We start from the raw sequence: 13,864 nt of genomic DNA on the forward strand, positions 1-13,864 counted from the left end.
GCATAAAGGAACGATTTGTGTCTCTTCAGAAAAAGGAGTTGGCACGCGATTTGACTTAACTGTTTCTAATATGAATTGTACATTAGAGAAAAGGATCGCATCAAAACCTCTATCAGCTTAATGATAAAGAATTTAATTTAAAGAACTAACCATGACTACTTATAAAACATTTTTTCTCCTTTCTGTTTTCCTAATTACTTTGGTTGGGCAATCACAAACTAAAAAAGAGTATTGTGAACAATGGCATAAAACAATGGATACCATTCAGAATTATGAAATTGCACTTAAGTTTTGCAAGGAAATRATTCAGAAAGTTGATGAAAAGTGTAAGGCAGAAATACAAATATCTAGAGGGTATATCTTTTTGGATCAAAGGGATGTAGATTCATCTTTTTATTATCTAAATAAGGGAATCGCTTTAGCTAAAAAAATAAATGACCGAGAATTATTATCATCTGCTTATGGTAAAAAAGCGTATAGTTTTGCATTACAAGGAAACAAAGACGAAGCAGTAGAGTTTCTAAAAAAAACAAGAAGCATGTTGGTTGATTATCCAGAGAGTGAACATTGGATTATTTATTATCAAACACATGCTTATTTAGGAGATATAGAAGCGGATTATGAGAAAGCTCTAAAATACACTGATAGTACTGTAATTCTTGCCGAGCGTAATAATTTAAAAGATTTTTTAGCTTCTTGTTATGGTAATAGAGGATCCTATTACATGAGATTATCTCAATATGAGAATGCAGCGGATAGCTTTCTGAAAGCTATTGAGGTTTTGGAAAAGGAAGATAAACCATCTCAATTAGATGCTTGCTATGCTATGTTGGCATCAGCTTATAAAAGATTGGAACAGTATGATGTAGCAATAAAATATTTTGAAAAGGCCATAGAGGAGTCTTATAAAACTCAGAATAACTTTATAAGAATGCTTACCTATTCAAGAATGGCCGACGCACAACGAAAAATGGATTTAGCGGAAGAAGCTCTTATTTCTGTAGACTCCACGGTAGTTATAGCGAAAAAGTTGAATAATAATGGTTTTATCGCAGATGGACTTCATACAAAAGCTACAATTTATTTTGAAAATTTAGAAAATTATGATCAAGCAGAAATTTATTTTGAAGAGGCATATGAGTATGTTCTAAATGCAAATTCTGTAAAAATTATAGATAATATGATGTTAATTTCTGCGATAGATGGAATGGCAAAAATAAACCTTAAAAAGGGGAAATATATCAAAGCAAAAAAATATATAGATTTATTAGAAAATAAATGTAATGAATCTAAAATATTAATTTTTAGAGAGGCGCTTTATCGTTATAAAAGTGATTATTATGAACATACAGGAGAACCAAATAAAGCTTTAGAAAATCTTAAAAAATATTATTTTATTAAGGATTCAATCTCTAATAAGGAGTTGAAAACAAAAGTGGCGGATTTAGAAAAGAAGTATGACACCAAAAATAAAGAATTACAAATAATATCACTCAATCAACAAAAAGAAGAACAAGAACAAATTGCATTACAAGCTAAAAACCGACAATATTTGTATTTGGTAATAGCTGTTTTTCTATTCCTTCTCTTAGGAATTGGAGGATGGGCATTTAGAAAACTTAGAAAACAAAGAAGAGAACTTGTTTCAACCAACCAAGTTAAAAATCGTCTTTTTTCTATTATCGCTCATGATCTTAGAGGGATGATCATTCCTTTTCAGAGATCAGGTAAAATATTGAAGTATCACATCGAAAAAGGAAATCATGATAAAACAATAGAACTTTCCCAAGCATTAGAGCAAAACTCAGAAGGTTTGTCGAATATGCTAGATAATTTGTTGAATTGGTCATTAGAACAAATGAATGGATATAAGACTAATCTTCAGGAAATATTAGTTGGAGAAGAATTACAAGAAATTATCTCTGCATATCAACAACAGGCGTCTTATAAGAAAACAAAAATTGAATTGAAATATGATAATGAATTAACTATTAATTTTGATAAAGGTGCTTTTCATGTGATTTTTAGGAATTTGATAAGCAATGCGTTGAAATATACAGAAGGAGGTAGTGTTAGAATAGAGTTTACAAGTAATGATAGTTTATTTTTATGTTCAATTACAGATACTGGAGTTGGTATGTCTCAGGATCAGTTAGGACATCTTTTTAGTTTAGAGGAGAAAAAATCTACTATTGGTACGCAAGGTGAAAAAGGAACAGGATTGGGCCTTAATCTTGTATATCGTTTTGTAAATATGTATAAAGGAAGCATCGGTGTTTCTTCAGAAAAAAGAATTGGCACGCGATTTGACTTAAAGATTCCAGTAACTATAATTTTGACTGATAAAGAAAAATCTGTTTCTAAATCGTTATCAGCATAAATAAATACACAGATCATGAATATTTATATAGTAGAAGATGATATATTTCATTTAGAGGATATGAAAATCACTATAGAAGAATTGGGTTATTCTTGTATAGGAAGTTCTGATGATCCTCTTGTAGTATTGGAAGAAATAGAAAAGTTACAACCAGATGCAGTAATTTTGGATATTCATCTTCAAGGTAAAGAGTCTGGTATTTCGTTAGGAAATAAAATTAAGGCTTTATATGAAATTCCAGTTTTTTTTGCTACTTCTGATACAGATAAAAATACTATGAGTAAGGCTGCTGATATAAGACCTGTAGCATATTTAACAAAACCAATTCAGAAAGATAATTTACAAGCAGCTCTAATTTTAGCGCAGAAACAAGAAGAACTAATTATATCTAAAGATGCAATTGATAAAGAAGAAACGATTTTTATAAAAAGCGGGAATAAATTGGTAAAAGTACATTTGGATACCATACTATTTGCGCATACAGATTCTAAAAATTATTGCTCTATAGTTACAGAAGACAATAAAAAGTTAACGGTAAGATATTCCATTTTGAAGTTACATGAGCAATTAAAGAAAGTTGAATTCGTACAAACTCACAGATCTTATATTATTAACTGGAATAAAATTGATTCACTACATGAATATGATCAAACCATAGAGATACAAGGACATCATATCCCTATTGGTAGAACTTTTAAAGAGTATATTTATAAACGTTTAAAAGTGATATAATCCCGCTTATTAAATGATATCCATAAAACTACAATTCTCATTGAAATTATATACAAACACATGTTTGACCACTAATAGGAATTGTTTTTGTTGAGATATTACAATCCAATATTGTATCACATATAGTTGCCTTTGTAAAACAAATGTCCAAATTTGTATTTTCAGTATCTTCTTGTTGACCTCCTTTAAATGAATTGAGATTATCAAGTTTAGCAACTTTTATTTTACCTAGAATTAGTCTTTTTTTGCTGTTCTTTATCATAAATACAATCTAGGAGATTTTATAGTTAAAGTGTTTATAAGCATTTATATACAAACACATGTTTGACCACTAACGGGAACTGTTTTTGTAGAAATACTTTCCCAGCAGACTATCGGATTAGTTTCGCAATGTTCAGGATGAGTTTCATAAGGAGGCTCTTCATTTCCCAAACCACCCATAATATGCTTAGGATGTTGTAGTTTGGCAATTTTGATTTTATCTAAACTTAACTTATTGCTCCCTTTGTTTTTCATGTTTTCAAGCTTTATCAATTTTTCCAACTATATATCCCAATCAAATATGGGAGTATTGCTTTCTTACTAAATATCATTTGCATCAATACTACCAGTGCCTATCGGAACGGTTTTAGTAGATGTGGTACATTGATCATTAATACTTTCTAAACTGGTTTCAGAAACTTGTATAGAGTCACCTTCTTCAATTAAAATAATAGATCCGCCTTTTATGGCTCTAGCATTTGTTAATCTTGCAATTTTGATTTTATCTAAGCTTAATTTATGTAAATCTTTTTTCTTCATAGTCAATAAAAATTAATAGGTAAGTGTAATACAAACATCGATTTAAATACAATTCGCAGTATTACTTATTGGAATGGTTTTAGTAGAAGTATGTGTAAGCATACAATCTTCTTTTGAGTCTGTACCTGTACAGTTATCCAATAAAGTCGATGTAATAGTTTCCGTATCTGGATTAAATCCCCCTTTGATTTCTTTTAGATGATTTAATTGGGCAATTTTAATTTTACCCAAATCCAATTGTTTTAATTTTTCCTTTTTCATACAGATTTTGTGTGTTTTCCAATCTACGATTTTACAAAGAAATATGCATGTTTAAATACTTGAAATTTATAAATTTAAAGAGGTAAAAAGTGATTTTTATTGCTAAAAATCAGTCTTTTATGTGTTTTATGAAATAGGAAGGGTATATACCTGTTTTTTTATGAAAAGCAGAAGAAAACGATTGTGCATTTTTGAAACCAACTTCCTCCGCGATTGCCTGAATAGTATAAGACCTTAGTGCTTTATTAGTGCTTAGTTGATCAACAGCAAAGTCAATTCTTAAGTTATTTAGATAATTTGCAAAATTTACGTTTTTATAAACATTTATAATTTTAGAAAGATATGCACTATTAGTATTGAGCTCTTTGGCTAAAGAATTTAGTGTGTAATGTTTTTTTGCAAATTGATTTTTGATCTCAAAATCTTGAAGTTTCTTTAAAATAGTTTCTACAACATCTTCAGGGATATCTAGATCTTCCTTTTTAGTCAAATTAGATTTTATATTCTTTTCAATAGGAACAGATGTGTCAATTTTTGATTTTTCCTGCTGTTCAAGTAACAATTTTTGAAATCTAATTTTGTTAAGATAGCTTCTTCTAAAACCATAAACAGCAAGTAAAACTAGGACTACMGAAAGTATGATTAAAAAAGTAATAGTATTATTTTTTAAAAAAGTATCTTTCTCATATTTTGCGATTAGCTTTTCTTTTTCAGAAATTAATTCTGCAGCATCATATTTCCTTGTAATATTTCGTGTTAAATAAACTTGGTTAGCATATCTAATACTATCTAATTCTAATTGTGTATTCAGATAATCTAACTGAAGTTTATAATCGTCTTTGGATTTTGCATCTTCTTTTAGATAGTCATAAACGTCAATGATTTCAGGAATCACATCTTTGGTTTTTCTTAGCGTAGTGTCAACTTTTTTAAAATATGATAGACTTGTTTCTTTATCTCCAAGATCTTTATAGCTTCTACCAATATAATAATCACAGGTTGCAATTCTAGTTTCAATAGGGTCAAACTTATAAATCAATTCTTTTCCTTTTTGTAAACTGTCGATTGCTTTTTGATAATTTTTTAAAAGATACTGATGTATTCCAGAAGTTACGATAATATAAGAGTAGGTAGTAGAATCCTTCGTTTTAAGTGTTTGTTTGATTCCTTTAGCAATTGTTTTTTCAGCAAGATCTAAATCTTTTGTATGGATATAAGAATCTGCAAGCGCAAATAGCGCAGGGTTGTAATTAAATACAGTTCTGTATTTAGAATTTTGTTCTAAGAAGGTAATGTACTCTGCAAAAATAATTTGAGATTCTTCATAATCACCAGCCTGATTTTTTAATAAACCTACATTGAATTTGGCATCAGAATGTAATTTGTCATTTCCATTTGTTTTAGCAGTTTCAGATGCCTGTACATAGGATTCTAAGGCTCCGCTATAATCCCCTAATTCATATTTAATATTTCCTTTTTCTAAATATGCTCCAGCAGGGAATCTCGCGTAACTTTTATTTTTTGTAATGGCAATGATACTATCAACATAAGCCGATTTACGATCTGGTTTCAAAAAAGATAAAAAGTGATAGGCATTCGCCATCTTTAAGGTGTCAGAAGAATTTTTGTATTGGATTAGAAAAGTTTGAAGTAGTTTTATTCTATTCGAAGACCCTTCCTCTTTTCTTAAAAGTCCACGTAACTCTTCAAAATGATCTTGAGCCTTTGCAGAATGATTAGATAATGATAGTAAAATTATAAATATGGATAGTAAATACTTCATTTGTTATAGTTGCAAAACTTTTCAGTTTTAAAAACTTATACTTTAAAAAGGTATAAATCAGAATACGAATGTAAAAATTAAATATCTATATGTAAGAATAATAATAAGAATTTATCAGTAGTTGAAATTTATAAATTTCAACTACTGATTTATAAATGCCACGAATAAGTTTTTGTATTATATAAGGTCTGCTTCCTAGATTTGGGATAATCAACATCAAAAAATCAGCACATATGAAGACATACCAAGTAGAAGCAAATGATTCATATTTAAGAGAATTGAATATTGATATTGATGATCTTAAAAATACATCATTAAGTAATTTAGATACTTCACTGATCATCCAGAAACAAGTTATTAAACATACCTCTGAGGGTATTATTATTGGATTTTATATTAAGTCTAAGCATACAGGTCTTGGGTTATCAAAAAAGGTGAATTCTTTATATCCAAATTCAAAATCGTTGCTTGAGTTTCCGGATGTAAAAAAGATAGAAGCCAAGAAAAGTAGACCATCTCATGTTTTTGTGAAATGTGGCAATAAACTGGTTAAACTGGCTATAAGCTCCATCGTTTTTGCGCATACAGATTCCAAAAATTATTGTTCGATTGTTACCTCTGATGGTAAGAAATTGTCTGTACGCCATTCCATCACTAGTTTGTTAAAAACTTTAGATCGCGATTTTTTTATCCAAACACATCGATCCTACATTATCAATTGGCATAGAATAGAGTCGTTTTATGAGCAAGATCAGACGATTAAGATTCAGGATTATCATATTCCGATAGGAAGAACATTTAAAGAAGAATTATATAAAAAAATTAAAATTATTTAATGTTTAAAAGTGGATTGATTAAAAGCTTATATCAATTTGATCAATCCACTTTTCTACTACGCTAACACAAACAAATATCTTCTTATACTAATTTCTTTTTCCATCAAATGATACACGAAGGATTTTTCCATCAATTTYTAAATCATTAAATGACATATCGATCTCTATAGCAGAAGAATATACACCTTCAATAATTACAGAAGTGTACTCATCAAAATCATTTTTTCTTCCGAATTGGATGTTATGAATTGAAGGAATACCATTGCTAAAATCTAATCGATATGTTTTGCATCCGGTTTTTACAACTGTACAGATACCTTTCTTTGTTTCGATTTCATGAGTTTTTAATTTCCCTCGGTAAATTCCCACAATTTTTGCAGGAAGCGTACTGATTTCTGTAGAATTACAATGTAGTAAGCCTTCATATACATAATCATCGTGCAAGAAGCAACTTGCAGTGTGATCAATAGAAGTTGATGAAGTGGAAATACTAATATTTCCGGTATCTAAAGATGCACTTTCATTATCTACATAAATCTCTGAATTTCCAGTACTCAAACTCATTTCTCCATTTTCAATAAGAATATTAGTGTTACCGGTACCAAGACTTATCGTACTTCCATTAGTGACGTTAATATTTTCAGAGTCTGTATCAATATCATATTCATCGCTAATACTACCTGAAAATGCAACTGCTCCAAAGCTTGTTGATCCAATAGCTAGATCTCCTTCTTCATCAAGTGTAATTGCTAAGGTTTTGTTTCTGTGAATAATAGTAGCGGTATACGTATCATCATTTTTCATAAACTTTATGCCTGATATAGGAGAAATGCCGTTACTAAAGTGAAAACTATACGTTCTATATCCTTTCGTTTTTATGATGCATTTCCCATCGGTTTTAACGCTTGTTCTATTACCAGTTTCAGAAAGTATTCCTGTGTATTCGGTTATTAAATGTTTTGGCAATCTTATACCAGTCTGTGCGTTTAGCGTTATAGTCAGACCAGCTAATAAAAAGAATATGATGACCAAAATTGTTCTTTTTAATAATTTAATTCGATGTAATATTTCCATTATTTGATTTGTATAAAATGTTAATTGTTAATATGAATCCGTATCATAATTTGTATATCAGAATGTATTATTTTAGGATCAGTTTTATTCCTAAACCGACATAAGGAGTAAACTCTCCGATTTCACTATTTATATGATACATTTCATTAAGTTTCAGATGAATTGTAATTACTGGGGAAATGAAAAAGTCTATATCTAAACCTGCATAACCACCATATATAGTTTTGTTTGTTTCGAGATTAAGCAATAGATCGTTTGGTAAAGACGTGTCGTTATTATTTATAATCTCATAACCTATCAAAGCTCCCGCACCAGTAGATATGGCAAACGTTCTAGAGTTATTTCTGAGTAGATCAAAAAAGAATCCAGCTGTAAATGCATACGTATCCACGGGAATATCAACGTCATTTTGTTCAAAAGAAGAAAAACTACCCTGTAGGTTAAATTGTAAATAGTCGAATTCATTTACTTTGTAATCAGTAGTTATTGCTCCAGCGAAACCATCTTGAACAATACCACCAGTAATTGAAACTGCCAATCTGTGACTTTGAGCCGTTATCTCATTTGAGAGTATTATCAGTGATATTAAAAGAGTGAGTTGTAATGGATGTTTTATTTGTTTCATTCGTTATTTCTTTACACTATTTGGTAGCATTCAAAATTTGAAATAAACATTTTGAATAGTGCGAAATACGGTTTTGGGGATATTCGTAAATATTTTATGGATTCGTGTTGCGTTTTTTGGGTTTTTAGTTAGAATTGGCTTTTAAAATGAAATATAAAACTCATCATTGATTTAGCGCATTCATCCACAAAATGACGCTATTAGACCACTTCATTTACGACCACATCAGTTTTTACTACATATTTGTGATATACAGCTTAATAAGTGGTAACATACGATGCTATGAAGAATTTATATATAATACCTCTGGTTTTATGCTCTTTTTTAATTATTTCTTGTACTAAAGAGATTGATGAAGATCTTATTTCTACAACAATACCAGATGAGATTGGTGATCCTGATGATGAAAATGAAATTTTTGATGTCTTACTGAAAATTTTAGAAGACAATCCAAACAATACACTTAATTGGGATGGTAATCTTAATAATTTGAATATGTGGGAAGGATTGGTATTTGAAGGAGATAAATTAATAGAGCTAGACGTTGAAGAAAAAAACATCACAGTTCTAACACCTACTATTAGGTTGTTAGAAGATCTAGAAGAACTAAAGTTGAAAGGAAATAACTTGGTGGCTATTCCTATTGAATTATTTGAATTACAAAATTTAAAAATCTTATCATTAACAGGAACAAATACTACGATAGAGTTAGATGATTTTTTACCATCTCTGTTTTCTTTGTCTTCTTTAGAAGAATTGGTTTTAGATCAGTTTGAAATCAATACTATTGAAGGAATTGGAGCTCTGAGTAATTTAGAAACACTTGTTGTTGAGAATACTGCCATTACAACAATTCCTCCTGATATAGGAAGGCTTTCAATGCTAAAAGATATACAATTTACCAATTGTGAGTTTTTTGAAATCCCAGAAGACTTTTTTAGATTAACCAATCTCGAAACCATAATATTTCGAAATAACCTTAATCTAACTACTTTACCAGAAGCATTCAACGTATTCGAAAAATTAACTTCATTAACAATTACAGGAAGTCCAGGAATACAAGTATTTAACAAAAGTATTTTTAATGCAGGAATGTTAAAACAGTTGGATTTATCCCACAATAATATTGGTTTTTTAATGGCAGAAGATGGTATTATTCCTGATGATATAGGAATACTAACACGGTTAACCGAGTTAAATTTAGAAAACAATCATATTACAACAGTTAGCACTAGAGTGGGGGAATTGATAAATCTAAAGACTATTAATTTTAAGAATAATCAGATTACTGATATTCCAAAAGAATTAGGTGCCTTAACAATTTTAGATGTCTTAGATATATCAGGTAATTTACAGCTTAACGAAATCCCAGAAGAAGTTTGTATGCTTGAAGATCTAGGAACAGTTATAATAAGTGAAGGTGAATGTGGAGATCTAAGGGTTAGCTCTGAATATAGTTTTACCACAACCGAAGTTGGAATAAGTTCACTCTTATTTGTAGATATTGTTGTGGATGCTGTCATCGAACCTATATTTATCGACGGAGATGGACCTTTTGATGTGGATTTTGGAGAAATAGGATTCGAAATCCATGAAGTGAATACAGAAGATGTATTGGTAAGAGAAGATGTTCCTAATCAAGTATTGATTACACAAAGTGCTACACAACAGTTTGTAAATGTTGATGGAGCGTTAAACATGTCATTTGAATTGGTTTCTCCTGCTGTTCCAAATACGGGTTTAGCAGAAGGCAGAACTTATAGAGTTCGATTGTTTAATACAGAAGTAGGAACCGTAAAAACATATTTACCAGCGTATGAACTTACTGTATTGGAATAGTGTAGTATTTATTTGATATCATCGATCATTTATAAAAACCCCTCATCAAAGTAAAAATTGATGAGGGGTATACATTTCTAATTAATCAAAAAAAGACTAATGTCTTTAGTCACAATTGCTATGCGGACAAAAGAAAGGCATATTAGTGACAACTCTACAATCACATCCGTCATATCCTCCATTTACAGTTTTTTGAGCTTTTTTGTTCAGTATTTTTACTCCTTCTAAGTTTAACAAGTCTTTTTTCATTGTCTAAAAATTTAAGTTATTACTAAGGCTTGTATTATCTTAAGACACATAGTTTCCCAAATGGTGAACTAGGAACGGAAACACATTGATAATTATAACTCGCTGTAAGGTCAACACAATCGCGATTATTATGACATGGCAATAATCCTCCAGTGATTGTTTTTTGTTGCTCTTTTGTTAAAGCCGTTCCTAAGTTTGATAAGTTGTTTATCATAATGTAAAAAATTAAGTTAGTGTATTACACGATGTAATACGTTTACTTAAGATATCATTTAGAAAGGTAATATTATGAATGTTAGGGAATTTTGACCTTTACTTGTGGATAAACAACCTAATGCTGTGGAGGTAAGAAATGCGTGAGTATTTATGAGGTTTTTTCAACTACTATAGTTTTTTAAATACTAAAAAAGCTAGTGTCATCTGATGGTTTTTCTTTTTTTGATAAAGGTTTGGTTTCTTTAGATTTTGATGGAGCAGAAGGAGTTTTTGTTTTAACATTTTTTCCAATTTTTGCACCCATTTCTAAAGTAGGCTCCATTTTTTTATTTGTTTTTAAGGTAGTGCCGGTGGTTTTTTTCTGATTCTCTCCTATTTGTGCTCCCATTCGTAATGTGGGTGCTGTTTTTTTCTTAGTTCTTGAAGTTTTTTCTAAGCTTAGTAGACTAGTGTATTTGGTATTGTTTTGAGGTGGTATAGGTTGTATAACCTCTTTCTTAATAGATTTTGCAGAAGTTCTAGAAATATCAACCCGCGTAGTTTCTTTTTTTAGTTTTTTTTCAGATTCTTTAAATTGTTGAAGAGGTGATGTTTTTTTCTTCTTTTTGGTTGTAATGCGTTCTATAGATTTGACTCTAGGTTCTTGTTTAGGAATTTCAATATCACCAAGAATTATAGAAGGTTTGGAAATTTTTTTAGCCTTTTTAATTTTGACTTCATCAATAGTTTGAGAAATTACTTTTTTTATTGGAAACTCTTCTTCTTTTAATAAAGCTTCATCTTCTACCTTGAACTCTAACATTTCATCTAATGAAAAATCTTCTACTGGGACTTGAATGAAACCTTCAAAATTATCAAAATTCTCATTTGCATCAACCTGATGTATCAATTCCTGACATTGAGTTTCATTTGCATATCGCTGTTGATGAATTTGATTTGTAACAATAGGAAACTCCACTAACCATTTTTGCTCAGCTACCCAAGAGAATCGTAATACATAATTATTATCGTTGATGATACTAATAAAAGAGTTTACATCAGGTGATAAATCATTAAAATATCCAATTACTTCACCTTTATTAGCAGAGATGCCATTAAGGTGCTGTTTTTTTACGTTATCTTTTAGATAGGTTTTCATGGAAATTATACTATTGTTTATAATTTTAATATTTCATTAATTTCTCTTGAAATAGTTCGCAAATGTTCATTTCCATTTAATGTGATTTTCTCGAGAGTATTTAAAGTTAAAAAGTCGTTAGTATCGATAATAGCATTTTTACTTTTTAAAATACATGTTTTAAGTTTGGTAAGTTTTGATACTACCTTAAAATCTCTAACTTTATTAGCTTCTAGAAATAGGTATTCCAGGTTTTTAAGAGAATTCAAAAAATCTATATTCTCTAATTTTGACATAGATCTAAGATCTAATCTTTTTAAATTTTGTGCTCTTTTAATAAAGGATAAATCTTCTACAGGAGTTTTTACCAATCGAAGTTTTTCAACTGAATCAAGAGCATAACCATCTATGAAATCCTGTTTTTTAAGTCCAGCTAACGCTAAATCTTTAATGCCTTTTATATTCCATACATTTTTAATGCTCTTTCTTGACCAAGAGAAAAGTTTTTCTAGATTTGGAAAACTATCGAAATCTATTTTAGTTTTATCTCCATTATCCAAGGTAAGTATGCTAACATCCGTACAACTTTGAATTGGAGATATATCATCTATTTCTGTCCAAATCACTTTCAATTCGTTAATAAAATTGAATTTTTCCATGTTTGGTAGGCTTCTAGCTTTCCAAAACCTTCCATCAATTAAAAGATTATAAAGTTCATTATCTTTCATATGATAAGAAAGATCTTTGAAATTAGTTTCATTTAAAACACTGTAAACTGTTTCGTCAAGGTTAAATTTATAAACAGGAAATTTTTCGTTCATTATAAAAAATATTAACAAGGTTTTTTAGCAGTATTACCTGTGTTTGGAGGTCTTTTGCTGTTCGCTACATTTTCATTTCCAATACCTCCATTTTCTCTAATTGTTTCTGCCTCTCTATCCCAAACCTGCTGATCCGAAGCATTATTCATTTCTTGAATTGACAGACTATTCATATCATTAGCTTTCAAATAATCTTTTCTCATATGAGTCATAAGTCTAACTCTTAATGGACTTGTCCCTCCTCTAGTACCTGCGGAACCAGTATAATTAAGTCCATCGGCATCAGTAAAATTATAAACTCCTTTTAGAGAATTTGCATGTCCATTATTTTTAAGCCAATTATCTAGTGCTTCTATTTCCCACTTGGCAAGACGTCTTAAACCGAAAGGATCCACCCAACTATTGCTGTCATGAGTATATGCATACATCGTTGGATTATTTCCTGACAATCTGATAGGATCTTGGGAAATATAAACGCCTTCTTCGGGATTGTAATAACGAAATCTGTTATAAAACAAATCTATTTCCAGATCTTCATACTGACCTTGAAAACGAAACGGACAATCCTGCAATGAACCTGTTACAAGGTTACGAATTTTTCCGTAGATGTCATATTCTGCATGCCAGGTTTTTTCTCCATTACTGTTGTACATTTCTACAGGAGTCCCGAGATGATCTGTAATAATAGAATAGGTATCATTTTCTGTTATTTTTGCTGCAGGTTTAAAACTACCTTGATCAAAAACCCAAGTAATAAGATTTTCTATGGGTTCTTTTTGATCATTTGATAATGAACCAGATGCATCAACAATTGATTTAGGTTTGTTCTTAAGATTATATTGCCATTCATGTAAGAGGACATTCCCATTCCATACAAAACGAGTAATTAAATCAGGAGTGTTCTCTGTTTTCTTTGATGGATGCTGTTTACTAATTTTTGTTGTTCTTCTTCCCAGAGCATCATATTCCATTTCAACAATACTTCGATCTGGACGATAGATACTTTTAAGCATTCCATTGGCATTCCAATCATATTTCCAAGTTCCTTTAGAAGAGGATTTCTTAATTAAGTTTCCTTCATCGTCATATTCGTAGGTTGTATTTCCAGAGGTTAATAGTTGACCATTGGC

At 30.1% G+C, this 13,864-nt stretch carries 15 protein-coding genes; 4 read left to right on the forward strand and 11 right to left on the reverse strand.

Annotated features, from left to right (window positions below):
• The first annotated feature begins 151 nt into the window (after positions 1-151).
• Positions 152-2,380 carry an ATP-binding protein gene (locus tag GBO31_RS22520; protein ID WP_219010854.1) on the forward strand — a complete coding sequence of 743 codons (2,229 nt, stop codon included), beginning with the start codon at positions 152-154 and terminating at the stop codon, positions 2,378-2,380.
• 15 nt (positions 2,381-2,395) lie between these two features.
• Positions 2,396-3,112: a LytR/AlgR family response regulator transcription factor gene (locus GBO31_RS22525; protein ID WP_219010856.1), complete on the forward strand. Its 717-nt coding sequence runs from the start codon at positions 2,396-2,398 to the stop codon at positions 3,110-3,112.
• 306 nt (positions 3,113-3,418) lie between these two features.
• On the opposite strand, the gene GBO31_RS22530 is transcribed toward GBO31_RS22525, so the two are convergent.
• The 4 genes from GBO31_RS22530 to GBO31_RS22545 form a co-directional block, all read right to left on the reverse strand.
• Positions 3,419-3,628: a class I lanthipeptide gene (locus tag GBO31_RS22530; protein ID WP_219010857.1), complete on the reverse strand. Its 210-nt coding sequence runs from the start codon at positions 3,626-3,628 to the stop codon at positions 3,419-3,421.
• Between the two features lie 66 nt (positions 3,629-3,694).
• Positions 3,695-3,913 (reverse strand): hypothetical protein, encoded by a 219-nt coding sequence (locus GBO31_RS22535; RefSeq protein ID WP_219010859.1) that lies wholly within the window; start codon positions 3,911-3,913, stop codon positions 3,695-3,697.
• A 42-nt stretch (positions 3,914-3,955) separates the two neighbouring features.
• The gene (locus GBO31_RS22540) at positions 3,956-4,174 is read right to left on the reverse strand and encodes a hypothetical protein (RefSeq protein WP_219010860.1); all 219 of its coding nucleotides are present in this window, start codon (positions 4,172-4,174) and stop codon (positions 3,956-3,958) included.
• Between the two features lie 109 nt (positions 4,175-4,283).
• On the reverse strand, positions 4,284-5,957 hold the full coding sequence (locus GBO31_RS22545) for a helix-turn-helix domain-containing protein (protein ID WP_219010862.1): 1,674 nt from the start codon (positions 5,955-5,957) through the stop codon (positions 4,284-4,286).
• Between the two features lie 233 nt (positions 5,958-6,190).
• Here GBO31_RS22545 and GBO31_RS22550 point away from each other — a divergent pair, with 233 nt between their 5' ends.
• Complete coding sequence (locus GBO31_RS22550; protein ID WP_219010864.1) at positions 6,191-6,793, forward strand: LytR/AlgR family response regulator transcription factor; 603 nt, start codon at positions 6,191-6,193, stop codon at positions 6,791-6,793.
• 87 nt (positions 6,794-6,880) lie between these two features.
• On the opposite strand, the gene GBO31_RS22555 is transcribed toward GBO31_RS22550, so the two are convergent.
• Together GBO31_RS22555 and GBO31_RS22560 are read right to left on the reverse strand one after the other, a co-directional pair.
• On the reverse strand, positions 6,881-7,867 hold the full coding sequence (locus GBO31_RS22555; protein ID WP_219010865.1) for a hypothetical protein: 987 nt from the start codon (positions 7,865-7,867) through the stop codon (positions 6,881-6,883).
• A gap of 67 nt (positions 7,868-7,934) precedes the next feature.
• Positions 7,935-8,492 carry a conjugal transfer protein TraO gene (locus tag GBO31_RS22560; RefSeq protein WP_219010866.1) on the reverse strand — a complete coding sequence of 186 codons (558 nt, stop codon included), beginning with the start codon at positions 8,490-8,492 and terminating at the stop codon, positions 7,935-7,937.
• A gap of 282 nt (positions 8,493-8,774) precedes the next feature.
• On the opposite strand from GBO31_RS22560, the gene GBO31_RS22565 reads away from it, so the two are divergent.
• Positions 8,775-10,331, forward strand: a complete 1,557-nt coding sequence (locus tag GBO31_RS22565; protein ID WP_219010867.1) for a leucine-rich repeat domain-containing protein — start codon at positions 8,775-8,777, stop codon at positions 10,329-10,331.
• A gap of 105 nt (positions 10,332-10,436) precedes the next feature.
• Here GBO31_RS22565 and GBO31_RS22570 read toward each other — a convergent pair whose 3' ends face one another.
• The 5 genes from GBO31_RS22570 to GBO31_RS22590 all read right to left on the reverse strand — a co-directional run.
• Positions 10,437-10,580 carry a hypothetical protein gene (locus tag GBO31_RS22570; protein WP_219010868.1) on the reverse strand — a complete coding sequence of 48 codons (144 nt, stop codon included), beginning with the start codon at positions 10,578-10,580 and terminating at the stop codon, positions 10,437-10,439.
• 34 nt (positions 10,581-10,614) lie between these two features.
• Complete coding sequence (locus tag GBO31_RS22575) at positions 10,615-10,794, reverse strand: hypothetical protein (RefSeq protein ID WP_219010869.1); 180 nt, start codon at positions 10,792-10,794, stop codon at positions 10,615-10,617.
• 180 nt (positions 10,795-10,974) lie between these two features.
• On the reverse strand, positions 10,975-11,934 hold the full coding sequence (locus tag GBO31_RS22580; protein ID WP_219010870.1) for a hypothetical protein: 960 nt from the start codon (positions 11,932-11,934) through the stop codon (positions 10,975-10,977).
• A gap of 17 nt (positions 11,935-11,951) precedes the next feature.
• Complete coding sequence (locus tag GBO31_RS22585; RefSeq protein ID WP_219010871.1) at positions 11,952-12,734, reverse strand: leucine-rich repeat domain-containing protein; 783 nt, start codon at positions 12,732-12,734, stop codon at positions 11,952-11,954.
• Positions 12,735-12,745: 11 nt separating this feature from the next.
• On the reverse strand, positions 12,746-13,864 hold a 1,119-nt coding region (locus GBO31_RS22590), incomplete at its 5' end, for an RHS repeat domain-containing protein (RefSeq protein ID WP_219010872.1).

Source organism: Aquimarina litoralis (assembly GCF_019295435.1).
In the GTDB taxonomy this organism is placed as follows: Bacteria; Bacteroidota; Bacteroidia; order Flavobacteriales; family Flavobacteriaceae; genus Aquimarina; species Aquimarina litoralis_A.

Coding starts and splice junctions, on each gene's coding strand:
- GBO31_RS22570 (WP_219010868.1), bottom strand. CDS start 10,580: ATGAAAAAAGACTTGTTAAACTTAGAAGGAGTAAAAATACTGAACAAA.
- GBO31_RS22550 (WP_219010864.1), top strand. CDS start 6,191: ATGAAGACATACCAAGTAGAAGCAAATGATTCATATTTAAGAGAATTG.
- GBO31_RS22580 (WP_219010870.1), bottom strand. CDS start 11,934: ATGAAAACCTATCTAAAAGATAACGTAAAAAAACAGCACCTTAATGGC.
- GBO31_RS22560 (WP_219010866.1), bottom strand. CDS start 8,492: ATGAAACAAATAAAACATCCATTACAACTCACTCTTTTAATATCACTG.
- GBO31_RS22540 (WP_219010860.1), bottom strand. CDS start 4,174: ATGAAAAAGGAAAAATTAAAACAATTGGATTTGGGTAAAATTAAAATT.
- GBO31_RS22535 (WP_219010859.1), bottom strand. CDS start 3,913: ATGAAGAAAAAAGATTTACATAAATTAAGCTTAGATAAAATCAAAATT.
- GBO31_RS22575 (WP_219010869.1), bottom strand. CDS start 10,794: ATGATAAACAACTTATCAAACTTAGGAACGGCTTTAACAAAAGAGCAA.
- GBO31_RS22585 (WP_219010871.1), bottom strand. CDS start 12,734: ATGAACGAAAAATTTCCTGTTTATAAATTTAACCTTGACGAAACAGTT.
- GBO31_RS22565 (WP_219010867.1), top strand. CDS start 8,775: ATGAAGAATTTATATATAATACCTCTGGTTTTATGCTCTTTTTTAATT.
- GBO31_RS22530 (WP_219010857.1), bottom strand. CDS start 3,628: ATGAAAAACAAAGGGAGCAATAAGTTAAGTTTAGATAAAATCAAAATT.
- GBO31_RS22525 (WP_219010856.1), top strand. CDS start 2,396: ATGAATATTTATATAGTAGAAGATGATATATTTCATTTAGAGGATATG.